General features: G+C 73.0%; 24 protein-coding genes. 12 read left to right on the forward strand and 12 right to left on the reverse strand.

The annotated features are described in order from the left end of the window. A partial coding sequence (locus ACFWW9_RS19920; protein WP_390379565.1) for a BBE domain-containing protein occupies window positions 1-210 on the forward strand: 210 nt, incomplete at its 5' end. On the opposite strand, the gene ACFWW9_RS19925 is transcribed toward ACFWW9_RS19920, so the two are convergent. From ACFWW9_RS19925 to ACFWW9_RS19935, 3 genes are all read right to left on the reverse strand, one after another. Next, window positions 159-638: a DoxX family protein gene (locus ACFWW9_RS19925; RefSeq protein ID WP_390379568.1), complete on the reverse strand. Its 480-nt coding sequence runs from the start codon at window positions 636-638 to the stop codon at window positions 159-161. The genes ACFWW9_RS19920 and ACFWW9_RS19925 overlap by 52 nt on opposite strands. Before the next feature lies 1 nt (window position 639). Then, window positions 640-2,295 (reverse strand): heme peroxidase family protein, encoded by a 1,656-nt coding sequence (locus ACFWW9_RS19930; RefSeq protein ID WP_390379571.1) that lies wholly within the window; start codon window positions 2,293-2,295, stop codon window positions 640-642. A 78-nt stretch (window positions 2,296-2,373) separates the two neighbouring features. Continuing rightward, entirely contained in the window at window positions 2,374-3,297 is a 924-nt protein-coding gene (locus ACFWW9_RS19935) for a LysR family transcriptional regulator (protein ID WP_390379575.1), read from the reverse strand. Between the two features lie 70 nt (window positions 3,298-3,367). On the opposite strand from ACFWW9_RS19935, the gene ACFWW9_RS19940 reads away from it, so the two are divergent. Beyond that, on the forward strand, window positions 3,368-3,727 hold the full coding sequence (locus tag ACFWW9_RS19940; protein ID WP_390379578.1) for a YybH family protein: 360 nt from the start codon (window positions 3,368-3,370) through the stop codon (window positions 3,725-3,727). On the opposite strand, the gene ACFWW9_RS19945 is transcribed toward ACFWW9_RS19940, so the two are convergent. Next, window positions 3,708-4,415 carry a phosphatase PAP2 family protein gene (locus ACFWW9_RS19945; RefSeq protein WP_390379581.1) on the reverse strand — a complete coding sequence of 236 codons (708 nt, stop codon included), beginning with the start codon at window positions 4,413-4,415 and terminating at the stop codon, window positions 3,708-3,710. The genes ACFWW9_RS19940 and ACFWW9_RS19945 overlap by 20 nt on opposite strands. Before the next feature lie 57 nt (window positions 4,416-4,472). Next, window positions 4,473-4,925 carry a DUF1348 family protein gene (locus ACFWW9_RS19950; RefSeq protein WP_390379584.1) on the reverse strand — a complete coding sequence of 151 codons (453 nt, stop codon included), beginning with the start codon at window positions 4,923-4,925 and terminating at the stop codon, window positions 4,473-4,475. Between the two features lie 84 nt (window positions 4,926-5,009). Between ACFWW9_RS19950 and ACFWW9_RS19955 the strand changes: the two genes are divergently transcribed. The 3 genes from ACFWW9_RS19955 to ACFWW9_RS19965 are packed head-to-tail and all read left to right on the forward strand — an operon-like array spanning window position 5,010 to window position 6,551. Next, window positions 5,010-5,567, forward strand: a complete 558-nt coding sequence (locus ACFWW9_RS19955; RefSeq protein WP_390379587.1) for a TetR/AcrR family transcriptional regulator — start codon at window positions 5,010-5,012, stop codon at window positions 5,565-5,567. Between the two features lie 34 nt (window positions 5,568-5,601). Next, the gene (locus tag ACFWW9_RS19960; protein WP_390379590.1) at window positions 5,602-6,159 is read left to right on the forward strand and encodes a MarR family winged helix-turn-helix transcriptional regulator; all 558 of its coding nucleotides are present in this window, start codon (window positions 5,602-5,604) and stop codon (window positions 6,157-6,159) included. Then, entirely contained in the window at window positions 6,156-6,551 is a 396-nt protein-coding gene (locus tag ACFWW9_RS19965) for a hypothetical protein (RefSeq protein WP_390379593.1), read from the forward strand. Before ACFWW9_RS19960 ends, ACFWW9_RS19965 begins: the two co-directional genes overlap by 4 nt. Here ACFWW9_RS19965 and ACFWW9_RS19970 read toward each other — a convergent pair. The 3 genes from ACFWW9_RS19970 to ACFWW9_RS19980 all read right to left on the reverse strand — a co-directional run bounded on the left by ACFWW9_RS19970 (window position 6,548) and on the right by ACFWW9_RS19980 (window position 9,383). Then, window positions 6,548-7,582 carry an LLM class flavin-dependent oxidoreductase gene (locus ACFWW9_RS19970; RefSeq protein ID WP_390379596.1) on the reverse strand — a complete coding sequence of 345 codons (1,035 nt, stop codon included), beginning with the start codon at window positions 7,580-7,582 and terminating at the stop codon, window positions 6,548-6,550. The two genes, ACFWW9_RS19965 and ACFWW9_RS19970, sit on opposite strands and share 4 nt — an antisense overlap. 115 nt (window positions 7,583-7,697) lie before the next feature. Next, window positions 7,698-8,441, reverse strand: a complete 744-nt coding sequence (locus ACFWW9_RS19975) for an SDR family oxidoreductase (protein ID WP_390379598.1) — start codon at window positions 8,439-8,441, stop codon at window positions 7,698-7,700. Window positions 8,442-8,510: 69 nt separating this feature from the next. After that, on the reverse strand, window positions 8,511-9,383 hold the full coding sequence (locus ACFWW9_RS19980; protein ID WP_390379601.1) for an RNA polymerase sigma-70 factor: 873 nt from the start codon (window positions 9,381-9,383) through the stop codon (window positions 8,511-8,513). A gap of 57 nt (window positions 9,384-9,440) precedes the next feature. Here ACFWW9_RS19980 and ACFWW9_RS19985 point away from each other — a divergent pair, with 57 nt between their 5' ends. Next, window positions 9,441-9,767 carry a ClpX C4-type zinc finger protein gene (locus ACFWW9_RS19985; RefSeq protein WP_390379604.1) on the forward strand — a complete coding sequence of 109 codons (327 nt, stop codon included), beginning with the start codon at window positions 9,441-9,443 and terminating at the stop codon, window positions 9,765-9,767. A gap of 30 nt (window positions 9,768-9,797) precedes the next feature. Here ACFWW9_RS19985 and ACFWW9_RS19990 read toward each other — a convergent pair whose 3' ends face one another. Beyond that, window positions 9,798-10,445 carry an HAD-IA family hydrolase gene (locus ACFWW9_RS19990; RefSeq protein WP_390379607.1) on the reverse strand — a complete coding sequence of 216 codons (648 nt, stop codon included), beginning with the start codon at window positions 10,443-10,445 and terminating at the stop codon, window positions 9,798-9,800. Window positions 10,446-10,628: 183 nt separating this feature from the next. Here ACFWW9_RS19990 and ACFWW9_RS19995 point away from each other — a divergent pair, with 183 nt between their 5' ends. The 3 genes from ACFWW9_RS19995 to ACFWW9_RS20005 all read left to right on the forward strand — a co-directional run bounded on the left by ACFWW9_RS19995 (window position 10,629) and on the right by ACFWW9_RS20005 (window position 14,888). Further along, complete coding sequence (locus tag ACFWW9_RS19995) at window positions 10,629-13,109, forward strand: ABC transporter substrate-binding protein (protein ID WP_390379610.1); 2,481 nt, start codon at window positions 10,629-10,631, stop codon at window positions 13,107-13,109. Window positions 13,110-13,207: 98 nt separating this feature from the next. Then, entirely contained in the window at window positions 13,208-14,140 is a 933-nt protein-coding gene (locus tag ACFWW9_RS20000) for a GlxA family transcriptional regulator (protein WP_390379613.1), read from the forward strand. Between the two features lie 13 nt (window positions 14,141-14,153). Next, a complete protein-coding gene (locus ACFWW9_RS20005; RefSeq protein WP_390379616.1) occupies window positions 14,154-14,888 on the forward strand; it encodes a DUF427 domain-containing protein in 735 nt (244 codons plus the stop codon). On the opposite strand, the gene ACFWW9_RS20010 is transcribed toward ACFWW9_RS20005, so the two are convergent. Continuing rightward, window positions 14,885-16,648 carry a GAF domain-containing protein gene (locus tag ACFWW9_RS20010; RefSeq protein ID WP_390379618.1) on the reverse strand — a complete coding sequence of 588 codons (1,764 nt, stop codon included), beginning with the start codon at window positions 16,646-16,648 and terminating at the stop codon, window positions 14,885-14,887. The genes ACFWW9_RS20005 and ACFWW9_RS20010 overlap by 4 nt on opposite strands. Before the next feature lie 98 nt (window positions 16,649-16,746). Between ACFWW9_RS20010 and ACFWW9_RS20015 the strand changes: the two genes are divergently transcribed. Together ACFWW9_RS20015 and ACFWW9_RS20020 are read left to right on the forward strand one after the other, a co-directional pair. Beyond that, entirely contained in the window at window positions 16,747-18,117 is a 1,371-nt protein-coding gene (locus ACFWW9_RS20015) for an FAD-binding oxidoreductase (RefSeq protein WP_390379621.1), read from the forward strand. Then, a complete protein-coding gene (locus ACFWW9_RS20020) occupies window positions 18,114-19,589 on the forward strand; it encodes a carboxylesterase/lipase family protein (protein WP_390379624.1) in 1,476 nt (491 codons plus the stop codon). The genes ACFWW9_RS20015 and ACFWW9_RS20020 overlap by 4 nt, the downstream gene beginning before the upstream one ends. Window positions 19,590-19,591: 2 nt before the next feature. On the opposite strand, the gene ACFWW9_RS20025 is transcribed toward ACFWW9_RS20020, so the two are convergent. Beyond that, window positions 19,592-20,449: a helix-turn-helix domain-containing protein gene (locus tag ACFWW9_RS20025; RefSeq protein WP_390379627.1), complete on the reverse strand. Its 858-nt coding sequence runs from the start codon at window positions 20,447-20,449 to the stop codon at window positions 19,592-19,594. A 173-nt stretch (window positions 20,450-20,622) separates the two neighbouring features. Here ACFWW9_RS20025 and ACFWW9_RS20030 point away from each other — a divergent pair, with 173 nt between their 5' ends. Beyond that, window positions 20,623-21,573, forward strand: coding sequence for a hypothetical protein (locus tag ACFWW9_RS20030; RefSeq protein ID WP_390379629.1), 951 nt, complete (start codon window positions 20,623-20,625; stop codon window positions 21,571-21,573). Here the strand turns inward: ACFWW9_RS20030 and ACFWW9_RS20035 are convergent. Next, the gene (locus ACFWW9_RS20035; RefSeq protein ID WP_390379632.1) at window positions 21,551-22,522 is read right to left on the reverse strand and encodes an amidohydrolase family protein; all 972 of its coding nucleotides are present in this window, start codon (window positions 22,520-22,522) and stop codon (window positions 21,551-21,553) included. The two genes, ACFWW9_RS20030 and ACFWW9_RS20035, sit on opposite strands and share 23 nt — an antisense overlap. Window positions 22,523-22,563: the final 41 nt, after the last annotated feature.

Raw genomic sequence — 22,563 nt, forward strand, 5'->3', positions numbered from 1 at the left:
GGACGGGAGGCCGTCGAGTGGCTGCGCCGGAGCTGGGCCGAGGTGCACCCGTGGGGCACCGGCGGCGCCTACGCCAACTTCCCCGACCCCGCGCTCGCCGACTGGTTCGCCGCCTACTACGCGGACAACACCGGCCGGCTGCGCGAGGTCAAGGCCGCCTACGACCCGGAGGGCTTCTTCCGGTTCGCCCAGTCCGTGCCGGTGGCCTGACCGGCCTGGGTGAACAGGACCAGCGCGGCGCACACCAGCACCAGGTTCTTCAGCACGAACTCGCCGTTCCCGTTGAGCAGCAACGGGTTGCCGTCGCTGAGCACCATCGACGGCGCCTGCACGAACACGAGGAACGTGCCCACCAGGTGCGCCGCCACCGCGATCAGCGCCAGCTTCGCCGGACGCCCGACGAGCACCGCCACCCCGAGCACGATCTCGACCCAGCCGAGCGCGGGCACCAGGAAACCCTGGTCCACCCACGGCAGCGTGGCCTTGATCAGCTCGGCGACCGGCGAGTCGCCGACCACCTTCAGCACGCCGAACCACACGAACACCACGCCGAGGGAGATCCTCAGCGCGGGCCCCGTGGCGCGGCCCAGCAGCCGCTCGGCCCGGACCCGCAGGTCGGACCGCTCCGCCGTCGCCACCTCACTCGCCCAACGGGTTGAGCAGGTCGGCCTTGCCCTCGAAGGCGAACAGCAGCAGGTCGGTCATCCGGAACGTCGTCGAGTCCGGCCCCAGCGTCGGCCGCCACGACGGCGTGCGCACGATCGACGTGCGGCTGCCCTCCATGGCGCGGTGGAACACCTCGGCGGTGATCCGCCCGCCGACCGGTCCCAGCAGACCGCCGTTGAGCTCCGCCTCGCGCAGCACGTAGAACCACAGCGGCGTGGTGGTGGCGACCTCCTGCCGCTGCTCCTCGGTGAGCGAGTCGAGCGACGCGCCGCCGTCACCGACCAGGATCTGGTCGGTGGTCAGGGGTTCGACGCCCAGCAGGTCCGCCATCTGCTGGCCGCTGGCCAGCCGGACCATGCTCGCCCTGGTGAGGTTGCGGAACGCGAGGTTGCGCTGGATGTCCGGGAACGTGGTGCCCCGGCCGCCGAACGTGCCCGCGGGCAGCTGCTTCAACGGGTCGACGAGCAGCGAGTCGATCCGCTTGGTCACGTTGCCGCCGCCCGCCGGTGGCACGAGGTCCGGCCGGTCCGCCTCGGTGAAGTCGTACAGGCGGCGGAAGTCCGCGATCCAGTTGGTCGGCAGCGTGTCGACCGTGCCGGAGTTCGGGTCGTCCAGGTCCGGGATCTGCGACCCCGGCTGGAAGTTGCCCGACACACCGGTGAAGGTGAACAACGCCAGCAGGGTCGCGATCCCGCCCGGACCGCCGTTGGAGTTGAACACCCGGTTCCACTGGTACGCGCCCCGGATCATGCTGTGCCCCAACCGGTACGTCGCCACCGAGAACTCGATCGGCATCGTCGGGTGGTTGCCGTGGTGCGCGTGCCCGCGGCCAGGGGCCTCGAAGAACCTGCGCCCGTTGGTGAAGACGTCCTCCACGATCGCCGGGTCGACGACCCGCGGCAGGAAGTCCGTGCGCAGCAGCCACTGGTAGTGCCGCACCACGGTCTCGCGCGCCGCGGCGAACAGCCGCCGCCCGGTGAGCCCGGTGAGCGCCAGCTCCTCGACCACGCGGTTGTGGAAGCGGATGAACGCCAGGTGCGTCTGCGCCACCACGAGGTTCTCGTCGTTGCGCGCGTCCGGGATGAGCGGCAGCCGCCGGTCCGCGGCGGTGCCGCCGACGCCGCCCCGGCGCGGCAGGTCGAAGCCGTCCAGTTCGACGTTGACCCGCTCGTCCGGGAAGCTCGTCGGCGACGTCTTGCCCACCTTGAGCCTCACGCCGTCCTCGGCGTAGAAGTCCCGGTCGTGCTTGTCGTCCGGACCCCGCCCGTAGACGGAGTCCAGGTCCAGCGCCGGGGACCTGCCCTGGAGCAGCTCCCCGAGGGTGACGTCGTCGCCCAGCAGGGCGTCGGTGCGGTCCATCGTCAGGTCGTGGTCCACGAACTGGCCGAGGTAGGTGAAACCGGCCGGTACGGCCGAATCGGCCTGCGGGACCTCCGCCGTCACGGCCTCGGCCAGCGCGGTCCGGAGCGCCTCGTCCGTCCGCGTCCCCTTCGGCCCGAGGCGGGAGAAGCGGAACCGCCGCAACTCCTCGACCGTGGACGGCTGTCGTGTGGTCGGATCCCCGTGACCGTCGAACTCGAGCACCCCTTCGCCGACCACGAAGAAGCTGTCACGTGCGTGTTTCTTCATCTGGAAGACCCCCCGGTCCGTGCCGGACGTGAGACTCCGGCAGTGGCGGGCGCACCCCCTGTGCGCCGCCTACACCTGTCAGGAGGGGCGTGGGGTCCGAGTGGATACGCCGAACGTCGTAGTTTCGCCGATGGTGAAACTCCTCCGGGCGTGGGCGAGGAGTTCCCGCAGGGCCGGAGCGGCGCCGCCGCGCCACACCAGGCACAGCAGGGCGGGCTCGGCGACGTCGTGCAGCGGCACGGCGGTGAGGCGGTCGCGGTAGTGGGCGGCCATCGACTCGCTGAGGACGCCCACGCCGAGGCCGCGGGCGGCGAGGTCCGCGATGGCGTCCGCGGCGCTGGCCTGGAAGCCGATGGTCGGCCGGACGTCCCGCGCGGCGCAGGCCTGGTCGAACACCGTGCGCAGACCGGTGCCGGGTGGCATGCACACCAGCGGGTGGGCGCACAGGTCGCGCAGGCCGACGCGGCGGGGGACCGTCAACGGGTGGCCGGGCGGGACGACGGCCACCAGCGGCTCGCTGACGATCGTCCACGCCTCCAGCCCGTCCGGCACCGCCGCCGCGCCGATCAGCGCCAGGTCGGTGGTCCCGTCGCGCACCCCCTCGACGAGCCGGTCGGAGTTGTCCTCCAGCAGGGCGACCTCCACGCCGGGGTGCGCGCGGTGGAACGAGGCGAGCGCGTCGAACAGCGGCGTGACGGTGCAGCCGATCACCATGCCGACGGCGAGCCTGCCGCGGATCAGGTCGGTCACCTCGCCGACCGCCTGGCCCACGGCGGCCGCGGCCGCCAGCGCGGCGCGAGCGTGGTCGAGGGCGGCCTTGCCCGCGACCGTCAGCGTGGCGACGCGGGTCGAGCGGTCGAACAGCTCCGCGCCGAGTTCCCGTTCGAGCTGCCGGATCTGCGCGCTCACCCCGGACTGGCTGATGTGCACGCGCTCGGCCGCCCTGGTGAAGTTCTTCTCCTCGGCGACCGCGACGAAGTACTCCAGCTGCCTCAGGTCCATGACCGGAGATTCTAGCTTCCAGAAGAACCAGCTGTTGGACTTCTGATCCAGGCGGGACCAGGCTGGGGGCATGACCGAGAAAGCGCTGACACCCGAGGACATCACCAGGCTGTTCGTCGAACGGTCCAACGCGGGCGACGCGGCGGGCGTCGCCGCCCTCTACGAGGAGGACGCCGTCCTGGCCTACCCGGCCGGCAGCACGACCGTCGGCCGCGAGGCGATCCGCGAGCTGTGGGAGAAGGTGCTGGCCAACCGTCCGCACTTCGAGCACGAGGAACCGCTGCCCACGCTCGTGAGCGGCGACCTCGCGCTCACGTCGACCCCGCCCAAGGACGGGTCCGGCGCCCGCGCGCAGGTCGTCCGCCGTCAGCCCGACGGCAGTTGGCTGCGGGTGCTGGACCAGCCGGAGTTCAGGCCTCCGACGAAGTAGGGACCTTGTCGGCGGGCGCGCGCAGTTCGAGCCGCCACGCGCCGAACACGGCCGTCATCACCAGGACCCACGCCGCGCCGAGCGCGTACCCGGCGAGCACGTCGGACACGTAGTGCACCGACAGGGCCACCCGTGACAGGCCGATGCCCAGCACCAGGACGAACGACGCCGCCGCGGCGACCCACCGCCACACCGGGGCGAGCGCGGTCCAGAACAGCAGGAGCAGCACCGAGTACGACACCACGGCGGCCTGCGAGTGGCCGCTGGGGAAGCTGAGCCCGGAGGCGTGCGCGATCGGGTCGGCGACGACCGGGCGGGTGCGGTCCACGAGCGTCTTGACCAGCTCGTTCAGGACCGCCCCGCCGAGTTCGGTGACCGCGACGAACGCGGCCAGCCGACGTGACCCGGCGCGCGCCAGCCAGAGCGTGATCGCGGTGAACGCCACGACGTACACCGGCGCGGACCCGACGAAGCTCAACACCTTCATCGTCGCGGCGAACCCGCCGTGGTGGAGCGCGACGCGGTGCAGGGCGTCGCGAGCGCCGTCGTCCAGGCGTTGCAGGGGCGGCCACTGGTCCTGCACGAAGAACAGCAGCAGGCCGAACGGCACGGCCAGCAGCGCCAGCGCCACCAGGGCCAGCACCGACCGGACGCCGAACCTGGTGTCGGGGGGAGCGGGGTGCGTCACCGGCCCTGGATAGCCCGATCGGCCGTTCGGCACACCTGGTGGTCACCCGAACGGGGGTTATCGGAGAGGGAGGTCCGGTTCGCCCTCGGCTCGCGGGCCGAAGATGCGCCGCTCGGACTCCGCGATCACCACGTCGTTGATGCTCGCCTCGCGCCGAGTCATCAGGCCGTGCTCGTCGAACTCCCAGTTCTCGTTGCCGTAGCTGCGGTACCAGGTGCCCGCCGCGTCGCGGGACTCGTACTGGAAGCGCACGGCGATCCGGTTGCCCGCGAACGTCCACAGCGACTTGCGCAGCGCGTAGTCCAGTTCGCGCTCCCACTTCGCGGTCAGCAGCGCCACGATCTCCGCCCGGCCGCGCACGAACGTGTCGCGGTTGCGCCACACCGAGTCCTCGCTGTAGGCGAGCGAGACCTTCTCCGGGTCGCGGGTGTTCCACGCGTCCTCGGCGGCCCGCACCTTGCGCAGTGCGGTCTCCAGCGTGAACGGGGGCAGGGGTGGGCGGTCGCTCATGGCCGGCCTCTCGATTCGGAGAACGTGCGTTCTCCGGGTAGCGTAGAGAACGCACGTTCTCCGCCGCAACCCCTTGGACGTCCCATGCCACTCGACGCCGACACGGCTCGCACCCGGCTGCTCGACGCGGCCGAGGACCTCTTCTACGCCCGCGGCATCCAGGCCGTCGGGATGGACGACCTGCGCGGCGGCTCCGGCCTCTCGCTCAAGCGGCTCTACGCGCTGTACCCGGCGAAGGAGCAGCTCGTCGAGGCGTACCTGCGCAGGCGGGACGTCCGGTGGCGCGGCGCGCTCGCGGCGTTCGTGGAGGAGGTCGACGACCCGCGCGCCCGGCTCCTCGCGGTGTTCGACTGGCTCGGGGCCTGGTTCCGCGAACCGGGTTTCCGCGGCTGCGCGTGGATCAACGGCCACGGCGAGCTGGGAGCGACGTCGGAGGCCGTCGCACGGGCCGCGCGCGACCACAAGCAGGCGTTCGCGGCCTACCTCGCGGACCTGGTGGCGGCCGCCGGACTGCCGGAAACCCTGGCGCCGCAGCTGTTCCTGCTCGCCGAGGGCGCGATGGTCAGCGCCGGGATCCTCGGCGACCCGGCGCAGGCCGACCACGCCCGCGCGGCCGCCGCGGCGCTGGTGCACGGGGTGTGAAGCGTCCCGCCCCGAAATGTAGTATCCCTTCATTGTGAAGCACGTACATAAATCCGCGGAGAGCACGGTCAGCGATGACCAGGGCTTTCTCTACGATCCGGGCGTCAGGGCGGCGATGGGCGCGTTCGCGCTGGGCGGCGACACCCTGGCGCTGGAGACGGCGGCGGCCGTGCGCTCGGCCGCGCAGGCCGTGGACCGGCTGCGGGGGCACGGGGCGGGCGGCCGGGGTCTCAGCGCGGGCGCGCTCGACGTCCTCGTCCGGCTGAACACCGGCCCCGAGGAGGGCGTGAGCATCGGCGACCTCGCCCGCGCGGCGGGGGTGAGTTCCCGCAACGTCACCGGCCTCGTGGACACGCTGGCCCAGGACGAGCTGGTGGAGCGCGTCCAGGACCGGCGCGACCGCCGGTCGGTCCGGGTCTGCCTCACCGCCGCGGGCCGCGAGTGGCTGACCGCCTTCCGCGTGCCGACGAACCGCGCCATGGACGCGCTGTTCGCCGGGTTCACCCCGGACGACCTGTCCCGGTTCCGGCACCTGTGCCTGCGCCTCGCGGAGAACCAGCGCCGGATCGACCTCACCCAGGAGACGACATGACCACCAAGACCACGGTCAGGGCCTACCACGAAGCCCGATTCCGGGGCGACGTCGCGACGGCCGCCGCCCAGATCGGCGACGGGTTCCGGTTCCGCAGCCCGTTCATCACCTCCGACAGCGCGACCGGCCACCTCGACGGCCTGGACGGGCTGCTCTCCCTCGTCACCGGCGTCGACCTGATCAGCGAGCTGTACGGCGAGGAGGAGGCGACCCTGGTCTACGACGTGCGCACCGCCTCGCCCGTCGGCGTCCAGCGCACGGCCGAGCACTTCCGGTTGGAGGACGGCCGGATCACGTCGATCCTGCTCATCTTCGACGGCACGCCCTGGCAGAGCCTCATGGCCGCGGCGGGCCCTCCCGGCGCGGGAGCCCAGCCGTCCACTGTGGACTAGTCGCCGAGTTCCGCGCGCACCGCGGGAAGAACCTCGGTGCCCAGCAGTTCGATCGCCGTCATGATCGTGGCGTGCGGCACGCCCGCCCAGTCCATCTGCATCGCGTAGCGGTCCGCCCCGACGAGCCTGCCGACGGAGATCAGCCGCTCGGCGATCTCGTCCGGGCTGCCGGTGAACAGCGCCCGCGCGCCGCGGGTGTACTCGTCGTACTCGCCGCGGGTCGGCACGGCCCAGCCGCGGGCCTTCGCACCGTACTTCATCGTCTCCAGCCAGTACGGGTAGAAGGACTCCTTGGCGTCCTGGGAGTTCTTCGCCACGAGCCCGATGGCGCTCATCGTCACGTGCAGGTCCTCGGGCTTGTGCTCGCCCGCCGCGCCCGCACGGCGGTACAGGTCCACCAGCGGCGCGAACCGCTCCGGCTCGCCGCCGATGATCGCGTAGACCACCGGCAGGCCGAGCACGCCCGCGCGCGCCGACGACTGGGGGTTGCCGCCCGTGCCGACGGAGATCCGCAGCCGGTCGCCGTACGGCCGGGGCAGGACGTGCGCGTTCTCCAGCGGCGCGCGGAACCGGCCGGACCAGGTGATCGGGTCCTCGCGGTCCAGGCGCAGCAGCAGTTCCAGCTTCTCCTCGTACAGCTCGTCGTAGTCGCCGAGGTCCGCGCCGAACAGCGGGAACGACTCGGTGAACGACCCGCGCCCGGCCAGCAGCTCCGCGCGGCCCTCGCTGAGCTGGTCGAGCGTCGTGAACTGCTGGTACAGGCGGACCGGGTCCTCGGTGCTGAGCACGGTCACCGCGCTGCTCAACGTGATCCGCTCGGTCACGCTCGCCGCCGCCGCGAGCACGGTGCCGGGGTTGGAGCTGGCGTAGTTGTCCAGGTGGTGCTCGCCCACGCCGTAGAAGCCGATGCCCAACTCGTCCGCGAGCTTGATCCGCTCGACGGTGTTCCTCAGCGCACGGGACACGGAGATCTGCTCGCCGGTCACCGGGTCCGGGTGCCGGTCCGCGAAGCTGTAGATCCCGAGTTCCATGGTTCCTCCGTGCTCGTGCCGACTCGCCGCCGACCGTACGCCTCGAAGGTTGAAGCATCAACTCAACTGTGTCGAGCGTCGCGGCGGCCCCGCGCGGGGGCCGCCGCCGTGACCCCTACCGGGCCGCGAGCCACTCCGCGAACGTGGTCTCGGCCGTGAGCCCGCCGTCGCCCGTCACCAGGCTGCGCTCGGCCAGCTCGGTGCCGAAGTAGCGGGCGTGCGGGTCCGTGACGACCTCGCGGGCGTCGCCGCGCGCCGCCAGGCTGCGGCGGATCAGGTCGTCCATGCCGATCAGCTCGGGACCGCCGACCTCGACCACGCCGTTGACCGGCGCGCCGACCGCGACGCGGCCGACCGCCGAGGCGACGTCCTCGGCGGCGATGGGCTCCATCAGCGCCGACGGCGCGTGGACGACGCCGTCCACCGTGGCGGCGTCGCCGATGGCCTTGGCGAACTCGAAGAACTGCGTGGCCCGCACGATCGAGTACGGCAGGCCGGACTTCGTGATCAGCTGCTCCTGCGCCACCTTCGCGCGCAGGTACCCGCTGTCGGGCAGGCGGTCCGCGCCGACCACCGACAGCGCCACGTAGTGGCCCACGCCCGCCTCGGCCGCCGCCGCGAGCAGGGTCGTGGTGGCCGTCTCGAAGAACTCCAGCACGTCCGCGTCCGCGAACGACGGGGAGTTCGACACGTCCACGACCACGTCGGCCCCGGTCAGCACCTCCGCCACCCCCTCGCCGGTGAGGGTGTTCACGCCCGACGCGGGCGACGCGGGCACCGCCTCGTGGCCGTGGTCGCCGAGCTTCGCCACGAGCTTCGACCCGATGAGCCCGCTGCCCCCGATAACGACGATCTTCATGCCGCACCTTCCCCTGGTCCGCTTGCCGGTCACCAGTCATGACCGGGCGGCCCGCGGATCTGTGACAGGTCAGGTCGAGGAGATCCCGACGAGCTTCTCGGGGTTCATCACCCACAGCACCTGGTCGATGGTCTCCTCGCTCGCGCTCACCGCGACCAGCACGAACGGCACGCCGTCCCGCGAGGCGAGCACGGCGGGACGGCCGTTGGCCTCGACCCAGGTGACCGTGGCGCCGGTCCAGAAGCGGGACGCGAACGCCGCGACGTACTTCGCGACGGTCGCCCGGCCGAACACCGGGATCCGCGACGCGCGCACGACACCGCCGCCGTCGGAGTAGCTGACGACGTCCGCGGCGAGCAGCCCCTCCAGCGCGCCGAGGTCACCCGTCTGCGCGGCCAGCAGGAACGCGGCCAGCAGCCGCCGCTGCTCGGTCCGGTCCACCGGCGCGCGGCGCTCGTCGGCCACGTGCTTGCGGGCCCGGCTGACGAGTTGGCGGACGTTGGACCCCGTCGTGTCGAGGATCTCCGCGATCTGCGCGTACGGGTAGTCGAACGCCTCCCGCAGCACGTAGGCGGCGCGCTCGGTCGGCGTGAGCTTCTCCAGCAGCAGCAGGACCGCCATCTCCAACGCCTCGCCGCGTTCGGCTCCCAGCGCGGGATCGGCGCTGGTGTCGACGGGTTCGGGCAGCCAGGGGCCGACGTAGGTCTCGTGCCGCGAGCGGGCCGACTGCGCGGAGTTGATGGCGAGCCGGGTCGTCACGGTCGTGAGGAACGCCGCGGCGTCGCGGACCGTCTCGCGGTCGTAGGCCTGCCAGCGCAGCCAGGCGTCCTGGACGACGTCCTCGGCCTCCGCCGCGCTGCCGAGCATCCGGTACGCGATGCCGAACAGCCGGGAGCGCTGGTCGTCGAAGACCGATGCGGCGAGATCGAGGTCGGCGGACACGGAAGCACGGTATCGTCGTGGTGTTGTCAGGCGCTGCCTGACGGAAAGGTGGGGACCATGTGCTCCTTCTGCGGCAAGGCGGCCGTCGACGTGCGCAAGCTGATCGCGGGACCGGGGGTCTACATCTGCGACGGGTGCGTCGACCTGTGCGTTGGCATCCTGGCGACCGACGGCCCGGTGGAGGCGCGGGTGCCGGAGTGGTCGGGCATGACCGACGAGCAACTCCTGGACCACCTGCCGCGCGTGGCGTCGACGGCGGCGCAGGTGGAGACCGGGCTGCGCGAGCGCGTGCTCGACCTGCGCGCCCGCGACGTCACGTGGGTGCGGATCGGTGAGGCGCTGGGGATGACCCGGCAGTCCGCGTGGGAGAGGTTCCACGACTGAGCTCCCGGTCCGCCGTGGACGGACGCGCGGTCAGCCGAGCAGGGTCGAGCGGTCCACGTGCAGCGCCCCGTCCACCCACCGCAGCCCGCTGAGGTCGCGCACCACCAGGTCCGCCCCCGCGGTCACCGCCCGCTCGCCGACCCCGACCACCACGGCGACCCCGGCCGCCCGCCCCGCCGCGATGCCCGCGGCGCTGTCCTCCAGCACGACCGCCCGCCTGGGTTCGACCCCGAGTGCGGTCGCCGCGGCCAGGTACCCGTCCGGCGCGGGCTTCCCGTGCTCCACGTCGTCGGCGGCGACCAGCACCGGCGGCGTCGGCAACCCGGCCGCGGCCAGGCGTGCCGACGCCAGCGTCGTCACCCCGGACGTCACCACGGCCCACACCTCACGCGGCAACGACTCCACCAACGCCCGCGCCCCACCGATCGCCGTGGTGCCCGCGGCCTCCTCGACCTCCCACCGGGTGATGTCGGCCAACGCCCCCACCCGCCCCGACTCGGGCACCAGCAGCGCCACGGTGTCCACCGCCCGCCGCCCGTGCACCGCCTCGGTCACCTCGTCCACCGGCAACCCGAACGCCACGGCCCACCGGCTCCACGCCGCGTGCACCCCCGCGTCCGAATCCACCAGCACGCCGTCGTTGTCGAACAGCACGGCGTCGCACTCGGCAACCAGCACAGGTCTCCTCCAGGGGGTCTCGGTTCCCCAAGTCGAGCACACGCCCACCCCGCCGACCTGCCGAAAGTGGCCAACGCCTCGCTCGGACGAGCGCCGTGACCCGGTCGAAGGATGCTCGATCGGGGCCGTGCGTGACCCCCTACGGTCCGTCACGCCCGTGCCCGACCTCGGAGGTCTGCCGTCGTGACCGACACCCCGTCCGTGCTCACCCATCGGGCTCTCGCGGTGCGCGGCGCCGATCCCGCCGCCGCTCGCGCGCTGCTCGGGCGGGCCCTCGCGCTGAAGATCGACTACGAGCCCGCGTGGCGGTGGCTGGCCGAGGTGGTGGCCGACGACGCGGAGCGGCGGTTCTGCCTGGACCGGGCGTTCGCGATCGAGGCGGATCCGGCCACGGGGCAGGCGCGCAAGGCGCTCGACGTGGAGCCGCGGCCGCCCGCGGAGGTGGCGGACCTGGTGGAGCCACCCCGGCCGGAGGTGCCCGCCACAGCCCGGCGGCGGGGAGCGCGGACCTGGATCGCGGTCGGGGTGGTGGCGGTCGCGCTGCTGGCGGTGCTCGGCGTGTACACCGCGTCGGGCGGGCAGAGCGGTGAGCCGGTCTTCGTGGCGCTGGTCGCGGGGATGGACGGGGCGGGCGGGAAGGCGATGGAACGCGGGGTGCGGATGCACCTCGACACCGTGAACGCGGCTGGCGGGGTCGGCGGGCACCCGGTCGAGCTGCTCGTCTACGACGACGAGGATCGGGCCGACCGGGCGCGGGAGGTCGCCGAGCGGATCGTCCGGGAGGACAAGGTGCTGTTCGTCGTGGGCCACGGGTCCAGTGACGCGGCGCTCGCGGCCGCGCCGGTCTACCTGCGGGCGCACATCCCCGCGATCACGCCGTCGGCCGGGTCCTCGCGGATCACCGACGGCAGCGACTGGTACTTCCGCAGCATGTTCGGCAACCGCACGCAGTCGGACTTCCTCGCGGTCTACCTCGCCGACGTGCTCAAGGCGACGAAGGCCGTCGTCGTGCACGACGCCGACGAGGCCGGGCGGTCGGTGCGCGACGCGTTCGCCGAGTCGTTCCACGAGTTCGGCACGGTCGAGCGCGTGGTGGAGCTGGGCCCGGAAGCCCCGGACGACCTGGACCCCGCCACACCGATCGTGCTGGCCACCGAACGCGGTGTCGACGTGATCCGGAAGCTCCGCACCTCGGGCGTCACGGCTCCCATCCTCGGCACGGCTTCTCTGAGCACGCAACCGTTCCACGACGCCCTCCTCGCGGCCGAGCGCGAGCTGGACCGGCCGGGCCTGCTCACCTCGAACCTCTACGTCGGCACGCCGCTGGCCAACGACTCGCTGTCCGGTCCGGCGCTGGCGTGGGCGCGGGAGTTCGAGCAGCGCTACGGCGAGCGGCCGCTGTGGCAGGCGGCCACGGCGCGGCAGGCGGTCAACGTCGGCCTGCACGTGATGAAGGGCCTGAGCCTCGCCGACACCGACCGGGCGGCGGACCGGCGACGGCTGCGCGACGGCTGGGCGGCGTTGAAGGACCGGAAGAACTCGTTCCCGGCCCTGCTGGGCCCGCTCTACTTCTCGCCGACGGGGTCCGCGCAGATGTCGGTGTCCGTGGTGACCAGCGACGGGACCCGGTTCGTGTCGGCACCGGTGCAGCTGACGATCTTCGATCCGCCTACGCCGGAAGCCCTGCGCGAGGGGTTGGCGACCGGGTCGGTGATCGCGATCGGCGACCGGTACCTGACCCGCCGCCAGGTCGTGGCGACCGGCGTCAACCTCAACGAGGTGCGCGACCTCGACACCAGGGACGGCACGTACTTCGTCGACTTCTTCCTGTGGCTCAAGTACACCGGCGACCCGGTGGCGGCCGACGTGCAGTTCGTCAACGCCGTCAAGCCCGACATGAAGCTCGGAACGCCGCTGCGGGACGTCACCGAGAACGGCGCCACCTACCGGCTCTACCGGGTGGGGGAGCGGTTCAAGAGCGGCTTCGAGTTCCGCGGGTTCCCGTTCGACCACCAACGGCTGACCGTGACTCTCCAGAACCGGACGCGCACCGCCGACCAGGTGGTGTACGTGACGGACAAGGAGATCCTGGACCAGGACCCGAGGGCCTACCTGCGCAGCGGGGCCGACGCGAACGCCGACATCAACCAGATCCCCAACTGGGTGGCCACGTCCGCGCGGTTCTTCCAGCGCACGGTCGGCAGCAGCGACGCGCTGGGCGACAGCGAGGGCGCGGGGTCGGGCATCTACTACAGCCAGTACGCCGCCGAGGTGGAGATCGCCCGCGACACGGCCCCGTTCCTGGTGAAGAACCTGCTGCCGCTGATCCTGCTGATCTGCGTGACCTACCTGTCGCTGTTCTTCTCGGCGTCCGACGGCGGCGCGCCGGTGTCGATGGGCGTCACGGCGATCCTCAGCACCGCCGTGCTGCTGAACAACGTCACCTCGCAGCTCCCGTCGGTCAGCTACACGGTGGCGCTGGAGTGGGGCTACTACGCGTTCATCCTGCTCGCCGCGACGTGCGTGCTGATCGCCATGCTGCGCAAGCGCTTGGTGTCCACCCGGCGCGAGGGCGCGGAGCGGGTGCTGACCAGGGCGGCCCGCGTCGGCTACCCGCTGTACCTGCTGGGTGTGGTGCTGACGTACGTCGTGCTGTTCGGCTGACGCCCTCCACTGCCCGAAAAGGCGGAAAGCCTTGCGCCGCATGCGAAAAGTTGGCCCACCACAGCCTCGGTGCGCGCTGCCAGGATGAGGTGGTGCTGGTGACGGTCCTGGCTTTCGACGGTGTGACGGCGATCGACGTCGCCGGGCCCGTGGACGTGCTCCGCCACGCCAACCGCTTCGGCGCGGACTACCGGGTGCACGTCGTCTCGTCCGACGGCGTGGACGTCCGCACGGCCACCGGTGTCCGCGTGCGTGCCGACGGCGCCGCGCGCCACGCCCAGCCGGGCGGCACCCTGCTCGTCCCCGGCACGTACGGCGAGGTCGACGCGCACCTCGACCACGACCTGCTGGAGGCCGCCGGGCTGCTGGCCGTGGGGGCGGATCGGGTCACGTCGGTGTGCACGGGGTCGTTCCTGCTGGCCGAACTCGGGCTGCTCGACGGGCGCGCGGCCACCACGCACTGGCGCCAAGTGGCGTCGTTCGCCCAGCGCTACCCCCGCGTCGCCCTGCGGCCGGACGACCTCTGCGTGCGCGACGGCGAGTTCGTCACGGCGGCGGGCGTCAGTTCCGGCATCGACCTGGCGCTCGCGCTGGTGGAGGAGGACCACGGCCCCGAGGTCGCGGCCGAGGCGGCGCGGGCGATGGTCGTGTTCCTGAACCGTCCCGCCCGCCAGTCGCAGTTCGCCGTGCCGTCGCGGGCCCAGGTGCCGCGGCACAGCCCGTTGCGCGCGGTGCTCGACGCGGTCGCGGCCGATCCGGCGGCCGACCACGGCGTCGCCTCGCTGGCGGCGCGGGCGTCGGTGAGCGGCAGGCAGCTGTCCCGGCTGTTCCACGACGAGATCGGCACGACCCCGGCCCGGTACGTCGAACTGGTGCGGCTGGAGCACGCGCGGGAGCTCCTCCAACTGGGGCACACGGTCGCCGTGGCGGCGGCGCGCAGCGGGTTCGGCAGCGACGAGGGGCTGCGGCGGGTGTTCACCAGCAGACTGGGCCTGTCGCCGACCGCGTACCGCGAGCGGCACCGGAACTGAGGAAGGCCCGCCCATGTCGAACTACCCGCCGTCGATCGTGCCCGTGGACCACGTGGCGCCCGTCCCGCGGCACGTTCGCGGCGTGCTGGCGGGCGAGGTCGTCGTCGACAGCACCCGCGCCCTCTACGTGTGGGAGCACTCGCACTACCCGCAGTACTACTTCCCGCGCGCCGACGTGCGGGACGGGCTCCTGGTGGACGAGCACTCCACCCGCGAGACCAGCCGGGGCGTCGCGCGGCTCCAGCGGGTCGGGGACCGGCCGTCGAGCGCCCTGCACTACCCCGACTTCCACGACACCGTGCGGTTCGACTGGGCCGCCGTGGACCTGTGGTTCGAGGAGGACGAGCAGGTCTTCGTGCACCCGCGCGACCCGTACACGCGGGTGGACGCGCTGCGGTCGTCGCGCACGGTCCGGATCGAGCTCGACGGTGTGGTGGCCGCCGAGTCGTCGTCCCCGGTGCTGGTGTTCGAGACCGGCCTGCCGACCCGCCACTACCTGAGCCGGACCGACGTCGACTTCTCCGTGCTGACCCGCACCGCCACCGTGTCCTCCTGCCCGTACAAGGGGACGACCACCGACTACTGGTCGATCACCACCCCGCGCGGCGTCTTCCCGGACCTGGCGTGGAGCTATTCGTTCCCCACCAAGGACCTGCTGCCGATCGCGGGCCTGGTCGCGTTCTACGACGAGAAGGTCGACGTCTTCCTCGACGGCGTGCGGCAGGACCGGCCGGTGACCCACTTCTAGGGCAGCAGGCGCGGCAGGGCGGTGTTCAGGCGCAGCAGCAGGTGCAGGTCCAGCGCCCGGTCCGACTCCCGCCAGTTCTCGCCGAGCAGCCGGTCGATCACGGCGAGCCGCTGGTAGAGCGTGTTCACGTGGACGCCGAGTTCGGTCGCGGTCGCCGCGGGTCGCCTGCCGTGGTCCAGGAACGCGTGCAGGGTCCGCACCAGCGGCACCGACCGCTGCCGCTCCTCCGCCAGCACCGCGCCGAGTTCGCGCTCCACCATGCCGCGCACGTCCTGCCGCCCCTGCGTGCTGAGCAGGACCTGGTACACGCCAAGGCCTTCGGCGGTCGTGACCTGCCCGGTCCGGTCGAGCGCGACCAGCGTGTCCAACGCCCGTTCGGCGTCCCGGCGGCAGCGGACCAGGTCGCCCGCCCCGGCGGCGGGACCGGCCGCGCCCGCCGTGAGGTCGTCCGGCCAGTCGACGCCCAGCGCGTTCGGGTCGTCCACCGGCACGACCGCGAGCAGCCGTCCGCCCTCGGTGGCCAGCGCCGACCCGTCCGGCAATGCCGCGGTCAACCGGGTTCGCGCGGCAGGCGTGCTCGGCCGGGCCACCAGCACGCTGTACGTCCGCGCCGGGTCGAGCCCGGCCCCGCGCAACTGCCGCGCGGCGTCCACGACCGGCCGGGACAGCAGGTCGAGCAGGTGCGCGTCGCGGGTCAGCCGGGCCGCCCGCTCGACGGCCTCCTGCCCCACCAGGATCAGCGCCAGCGGGGGAGCCGCGCGTTCCAGCAGCAGCCGGTCGTCGGCGCTCGGCTCGGCGGGACCGGCCAGCACCAGCGCGCCCAGCACCCGTCCCCCCGCGATCACCGGCTGCACGAGCAGGCGGCCGTCCGGGCAGGTCAGGTCGGTCGCCGCGCCGGTCGCGTCGAGCGATTCGAGCACCGGGTCGAGCACGTCGGGGTGCAGGGGAGCGGGTTCGCCCGCGTAGGCGAACACGACCCGGTCGCCCGCCGCCGCCACGACCTCGCCGAGCAGGTCGTCCACCCCGCCGCCGTCGAGCACCACACGGGTGAGCCGCCGGTCCCAGTGCAACGTCCGTTCGAGCCGGTCCACGGTCGCGCGCGACTCCTGCGCCGACCGGGCGTTGTCGATCGCCACGGCCGCGTGCGCGGCGAGCGCCGACAGCAGCGCGATCTCGTCCTCGCCGAAGCTCCGCTCCTGCCGCTTGCCCGCCAGCAGCGCGCCGAGCACCCGCCCGTGCACGCTCAGCGGCACGCCCAGCAGCCCGCGCATGTTCTCCGCGGCGGCCGCCCGGTCCGCCTCGGCGTCGTGCCGCACGCCCGGCTCGGTGCGGTAGTCGGCCGTCCACACCGGCTCGCCGCGCGTGACCACGGCCGCCGCGATGCCGGTGTCGAGCGGGATGCTCAGCCCCAGCAGGTGCGGGGTCAGCGCGCCGTCGGCGACGTCGATGCGCAGGTGGTCGTCCTCGACCAGCGCCAGGTAGGTCAGGTCGACGCCCAGCAGCCGCCTTGCCTGGCCGACGACCTCGCGGACCAGGTCGTCCGGGTCGTGCAGCGTGGACAGGCCGCGGGCGATGTCGTTGAGCGCGGACAGCTCGGTGGCCCGCTGCCGCCGTTGCGCCAGCAGGGAGCTGAGCCGCAGCGCCGAGTGCGCGTCGCGGTCGACGTCCGGTCCGCCACCGGTCGCCCGCAGGGCGTCGTGGTGCCGGGCGAGCGCGTCGGCCGACGCGTCGTCGAGCAGCAGGTCCAGCCACGAGGTCACAGCGCCTCCTCGTCGATGGACGAAGGGTCCACTCGATCGGGTCAAGCATGGAGAGTACACACATTGCCGCCCTGGGAACCCGTGACTAGCGTCGAGGAATGGACCTGAGCGCGCTCCTCCCGCCCGGTCGGGTGCTCGACGACCCGGACGTGCTGCGGTCGTACAGCCACGACGAGGCGGAGTGGGCCCCGTGGGAGCTGCCCGCCGCCGTCGTCCGCCCGCGGACCGCCGCCGAGGTCCAGGCCGTCGTGCGGCACTGCGTGGAGCACCGGATCCCGGTGGTCGCGCGCGGCGCGGGCACCGGCCTGTCCGGCGGCGCCAACGCGACCGCGGGCTGCGTGGTGATCGCCCTCGACGGGATGCGGGCGATCAAGGAGATCAACCCCCTGGAGAAGCTCGCGGTGGTCGAGCCGGGCGTCGTCAACGACGACCTGCGGGCGGCGTGCGCCGAGCACGGCCTCTGGTACCCGCCGGATCCGGCGAGTTCGCCGTGGTCGACCATCGGCGGCAACGTGGCCACCAACGCGGGCGGCGTGTGCTGCGTGAAGTACGGCGTGACCGGCGACTACGTCCTCGGCCTCCAGGTCGTGACCGGCACCGGCGAGCTGGTCCGCCTCGGCCGCCGCACCGCGAAGGGCGTGGCGGGCTACGACCTGACGTCGCTGCTGGTCGGCTCCGAGGGCACGCTCGGCGTCATCACCGAGGTCACCGTCCGCTTGCGCCCCCGCCGTCCCGTCGAGCACACCGTCGCGGGCTACTTCTCCTCCGTCGTGGCGGCGGGCGTGGCCGTGGAGCGGATCGCGGCGGCAGGCCTGACTCCGTCGGCGCTGGAACTGGTCGACCGCCAGTGCCTCATCGCGGTCGACGAGTGGAAGAACATGGGCCTGTCCGCCGACGCGGACACCGTGCTGCTGGGCCGCACCGACGCTCCCGGCCAGGCGGGCGAGGCCGAGGCCGACGCCCTGCTCGCGTGCTTCGACGACGCGGGGGCGACGTGGAGCGCCCGTTCGACCAGCGCTCAGGAGGCCGACGCGCTGTTCGACGCCCGCAGGCTCGCCTACCCGGCCCTGGAACGCCTCGGGCCGGTGCTCACCGAGGACATCTGCGTGCCCGTCGGCCGGGTCGCGGAGATGCTGGGCCGCATCCAGGCCATCGGCCTGCGCCACGACACCCGCATCGCCAACATCGCCCACGCGGGCGACGGCAACCTGCACCCGCTGCTGCTCACAGCCGTGGGTGACGAGGACGGCAAGGTGCGCGCGCAGGCCGCGTTCGCCGACATCATCACCGAGGCGCTCGACCTCGGCGGCACGGTCACCGGCGAGCACGGCGTGGGCCTGCTCAAGCGCGACGGCCTGCGTCGCGAACTCGACCCGGCCGTCCTCGCCCTGCACCGCGCGGTGCGCTCGGCCCTCGACCCGCACCACGTCCTCAACCCCGGCAAGGTGTTCGAACAGGAGACGTCATGACCACGGAACCACTGGTGCGCCTGGGCGACGCCACCTTGCTCGGCACCCACGCCGACGGCGTGTTCTCGTTCAAGAACATCACGTACGCCCGCGCGGAGCGCTTCGGCCTGCCGGAACGCGTTGTGCTGCACGGAGAACGCGACGCCCGCTCGTCCGGCCCTACCGCCCCGCAGGCGAGCGCCCGGTTCCCCGGCGTCGACATGGAGGGCCTCGTCGGACCGGGGTGGATTCGCGGTGACGACTACCTGACGGCCAACGTGTGGACCCCGACGCTCGCCGACGAAGGCCTGCCGGTGATGGTGTTCGTGCACGGCGGCTCGTTCACCGCGGGCACCGGCAGCACCCTCGGCTACGACGGGACCGCGTTCGCCCGCGACGGCGTGGTGCTGGTGACGGTGAACTACCGCCTGGGCGTCCTCGGGTTCGGCTCGGTGCCGGGGAAGCCGGAGAACCGGGGCCTGCGCGACCAGATCGCGGCACTGGAGTGGGTGCGGGACAACGCCTCCGCGTTCGGCGGCGACCCCGGCGACATCACCGTGTTCGGCCAGTCCGCCGGGGCGATCAGCGTCTGCGACCTGCTGGCGGTGGCGCCGAAGGGGCTGGTCCGCCGGGCGATCAGCCAGAGCGGGGGAGGGTCGCACCTGCTGACCCCCGCGCAAGCCGCCGTGACCACCCACGCGGTGACCGAGGCGCTCGGCGGGCCGATCCTCGAAGCCGACGACCAAGCGTTGGTGGACGCGCTGACCCTGGTGGCCTCGCAGCGGCCCGATCTGGCGGTCGACGGCCTGCGGGACCCGTTGATGGGCCTGTCGCCCATCGGCCCCGTGCTCGACGGCGACCTGCTCCACGAGCAGCCGGTCGACGCCGTCGCGGCGGGGGCGAGCGCCGCCGTGGACCTGCTGGTGGGGCACAACTCCGACGAGATGAACCTCTACCTCGTCGGCCTCGGCGACGCCATGCCGCCGGTCACGCCGGAGGCGCTGGAGTTCGCCGTGGCCCGTCTGCACCCGGACCCCGCGCGGGTGGTCGACGCGTACCGCGCGGCCGGGAAGGGTGACACGCCAGGGGAACTGCTGGCGGCCATCGGCACCGACTACATGTTCGGCGTCCCCTCGGCACGGCTGGCAGACGCCCACGCCCCGCACGCCGCCGGGACGTGGCGCTACGAGTTCACCTGGCGCTCGCCCGCGTTCGACGGCCGCCTGGGCGCCTGCCACGGCGTCGAGCTGCCCTTCGTGTTCGAGACCCTCGACCGAGTCGACTTCGGCATCCTCGGCGTCACCGCCACGGACGAGACGCTCGCCTTCGCCCGCGAGGTCCACGACGTCTGGGTCCGCTTCGCGCGTGACGGCGACCCCGGTTGGCCCCGGCACACCCCGGAACGGCAGTCCCTGCGCCGCATCGGCGTGGAGTCGACCACCACCGACGAGCCCGACGGCGAGGAACGCGCAGTGTGGGAGGGTGTTCGCTGACCTCAGGCGCGGTGGCTCGGCGCGCGACCGTCCACAGTGGCCTCCCGCGCGCTGAGGCTGCCCAGCAGGGCCAAGGCGTCCGCCGTCGCCGCGGTCGCGGGGTGGAACACCTTGAGCGTCACCCCGGCGTCCGCGTTGACGGTGAAGGACTCGTAGTGCAGGGCCAGTTCGCCGACTTCGGGGTGCTGGATGGACATCGACCCGCGGGTCTTGATCCGCACCTGGGCCTTGCCCCACAGCCTGCGGAACTCGTCGTTGCGGAGTGACAGCTCCCCGACCAGCGCGATCAGCCGGGGGTCGTCCGGGTCCGCGCCACCCGCGGCGCGCAGCGACGCCACGGTGAGGGCGGCGACCTCGTCCCAGTCGCCGTAGAAGGACTTGGCCCCCTCGTTGAGGAAGATCAGCCGCGCCAGGCACGAGTTGTGCTCCTGCCCGGCGTACAGGGCCCGGCCCAGCTGGTTGGCCCCGACCACGGTCGTGAGGCTGTCCAGCGCGATCGCGGGCGTGGACGGCCACAGCTCCACCAGCGCCGACAGCCGCGGGTCCAGCCGGGACCGCGCGGGTTCGCGCTTGCGCTTGCGCGGGGCGTGGTCGGCGACCGACCGCAGGTACCGCAACGCCATGTCGTCGAACAACATCGCCGCGGCCAGCGCGTCCAGCACCGACCGGGACGGGTGCCGTTCCCGGCCCTGCTCCAGCCGCGTGTAGTAGTCGGTCGACAGGCCCGCGAGATCCGCCACCTCCTCGCGGCGCAGCCCGCTCACCCGCCGCCTGCCCTCGTCCGGCAGCCCCACGGCCGCCGGGCTCAGCTGGGTCCGCCGCGCCCGCAGGAACTCGCCGAGGTGGTTGTTCGCTCTCACCCCGCGAAGATAACCCGGCCGCGGCACGGTCGTCGTGGGTGCGCCGCACCCCCTCACGTCTATTCCGCCGGTGCGTGGGTGCGTCACACCCTTCTTGACCTTCCCCGGCTCGCCTAGCTTTTCGACCAGCGGCAGAGATTCGCCGCTGTCCCAACGAAAAGCGATGGAGAACCATGTCCAAGCGCGGCGCGCTCGCCACGGTGCTGGCACTGTCGGCCACCCTGGTGGCGACCCTCCCGGCGTCGGCCACCCACGACCCGTCCCTGTCCTCGCCGAAGGTCCTCGCCCGACTGGACCTCGCCGGTCGGCAGCAGGCGGAGAACATCACGCTCGAACCGGACGGGTCCGCGGACGTCACGTTCGCGAACATCCGCCAAGTCGCCCGGATCTCGCCGCGCGGCGAGATCCGGGTCCTCGCGACCCTCCCGGCGCCGCCCGAGGGCTCGAAGACCCCGGCGTTCACCGGGGAGCCGTTCCTCGGCGGCATCGTCCGCGACCACGACGGCACGCTGTACTTCAACTACGTGACGGGCACGGCGGAGCTGACGGGCATCTGGAAGCTCCGACCGGGCGGGACCCCGACCCGTGTCGTGGCGCTCCCGCCGACCGGCTTCGCCAACGGCCTCGACCTGGACGGCGGCTACCTCTACGCCGCCGACTCGATCCTCGGCACGATCTGGCGGGCGTCGGTCCACGGCGGCCGCGCGGTCGCCTGGAGCACCGCGCCCGAGCTGGCGATGACCTCGCTGGCGGGCGTGAACGGCCTGGCCGTGCACAACGGCGCGGTGTGGACGACCAACACCGACGCGGGCTCCGTCGTCCGCGTCCCGATCCGGTACGACCGGTCCGCCGGTCCGGCTCGGGTCGTGGCCTCCGGGCTCGGCCTGATCGACGACCTCGAGTTCACCGGGAACGGCGACAGCGTGCTCGTCGCCGGGTTCGCCGCGAACGAGGTGGTCCTGGTGCGCCCGGACGGCTCGCACACCGTCGTCCTGGCCAACACCGACGGCCTGCTCCAGAACCCGACCTCCCTGGCCCGCCGGGGCGACACGGTCTACGTCGCCAACGCGGCCTACTTCACCGGGGTCGACCCCGTGGTGTTCACGGCGCGCCTGCGCCGCTAGCCCCCTCGGACCTCACCACCCGCAGCAGCCGGTCGGCGTTGCGGGTGGTGAGGTCGCGCCACTGCGGCCCGGCCGCGTCGATCGACGCCAGCTGCCGTCCCACGGCCTCCGGCGGGGTGAAGCAGAAGTCGCTGCCGTAGAGCAGCCGCCCGGTGCCGACGACGCTCGCCAGCGCCGGGACCTGGGTCGGGAACGGCGTCCCGGCCAGGTCGAACCACAGACCCGCGAGCTGGTCGCGGGTCGACGCGCCCGAGCCGGGGGTGAACGTCGTGCGGAACAGCTCCACCCGGTCGGCCAGCAGCGCCAGCGCGCCACCGCAGTGCGGGATGACGAACCGGATGCCGTCGAAGCGCTCCAGCGCCCCGCTGAACAGCAGGTCCGCGACGGTCCTGGTGGTGTCGAACGGGAACTCCAGCATCGGCCGCGGCCGGTCCGGCGACACGGCCGCCCAGTTCGGGGGCGACGTCGGGTGCACGAACACCACGGCCTCCCTGCGGTGCAGCTCCTCCAGCAGCGGGAGGAACAGCGGGTCGCCGAGGTAGCGGCCGTCCACGTTGGACTCCAGTGCGACGCCCGAGGCCCCCAACTCGTCCAACGCCCGCGCCAGTTCCGCCAAGGCCGCGTCGACGTCCGGCAGCGGCAGCGACGCGAAGCCGCCGAACCGGTCGGGGTGCCGGTCGCGGACCGCGGCGGCGTGGTCGTTGACGTGCCGCGCCAGCGCGGCCGCCTCGGTGTCGGAGCCGAAGTGCACGCCGGGCGACGACACGGACAGCACCGACCGCGCGATGCCGTGCTCGTCCATCAGCCGCAGGTGCCGGTCCTCGCTCCACGACGGCCACGCGGGCATCCCGTCCGGCCGCACGTGCCCGGCGCGGGTGGCCTCGGCGACGTACCGGTCGGTGAGGAAGTGCGCGTGCACGTCCACCAGCCCCGCGGGGTTCTCGGTCACGCGATCATCCTGCCGCGCCTCCCGACGACCCGCGGGGCCGC

Origin of the sequence: Umezawaea sp. NPDC059074 (assembly GCF_042738955.1) — a bacterium.
Lineage (GTDB): Bacteria > Actinomycetota > Actinomycetes > Mycobacteriales > Pseudonocardiaceae > Umezawaea.

Bases quoted from the DNA above. Each gene is read 5' to 3' on its own strand.
- ACFWW9_RS19940 (WP_390379578.1), top strand. From the start codon at position 3,368: ATGACCGAGAAAGCGCTGACACCCGAGGACATCACCAGGCTGTTCGTC.
- ACFWW9_RS19935 (WP_390379575.1), bottom strand. From the start codon at position 3,297: ATGGACCTGAGGCAGCTGGAGTACTTCGTCGCGGTCGCCGAGGAGAAG.
- ACFWW9_RS19975 (WP_390379598.1), bottom strand. From the start codon at position 8,441: ATGAAGATCGTCGTTATCGGGGGCAGCGGGCTCATCGGGTCGAAGCTC.
- ACFWW9_RS19970 (WP_390379596.1), bottom strand. From the start codon at position 7,582: ATGGAACTCGGGATCTACAGCTTCGCGGACCGGCACCCGGACCCGGTG.
- ACFWW9_RS19950 (WP_390379584.1), bottom strand. From the start codon at position 4,925: ATGAGCGACCGCCCACCCCTGCCCCCGTTCACGCTGGAGACCGCACTG.
- ACFWW9_RS19930 (WP_390379571.1), bottom strand. From the start codon at position 2,295: ATGAAGAAACACGCACGTGACAGCTTCTTCGTGGTCGGCGAAGGGGTG.
- ACFWW9_RS20030 (WP_390379629.1), top strand. From the start codon at position 20,623: ATGTCCAAGCGCGGCGCGCTCGCCACGGTGCTGGCACTGTCGGCCACC.
- ACFWW9_RS19955 (WP_390379587.1), top strand. From the start codon at position 5,010: ATGCCACTCGACGCCGACACGGCTCGCACCCGGCTGCTCGACGCGGCC.
- ACFWW9_RS19965 (WP_390379593.1), top strand. From the start codon at position 6,156: ATGACCACCAAGACCACGGTCAGGGCCTACCACGAAGCCCGATTCCGG.
- ACFWW9_RS19985 (WP_390379604.1), top strand. From the start codon at position 9,441: ATGTGCTCCTTCTGCGGCAAGGCGGCCGTCGACGTGCGCAAGCTGATC.
- ACFWW9_RS20015 (WP_390379621.1), top strand. From the start codon at position 16,747: ATGGACCTGAGCGCGCTCCTCCCGCCCGGTCGGGTGCTCGACGACCCG.
- ACFWW9_RS20005 (WP_390379616.1), top strand. From the start codon at position 14,154: ATGTCGAACTACCCGCCGTCGATCGTGCCCGTGGACCACGTGGCGCCC.
- ACFWW9_RS20020 (WP_390379624.1), top strand. From the start codon at position 18,114: ATGACCACGGAACCACTGGTGCGCCTGGGCGACGCCACCTTGCTCGGC.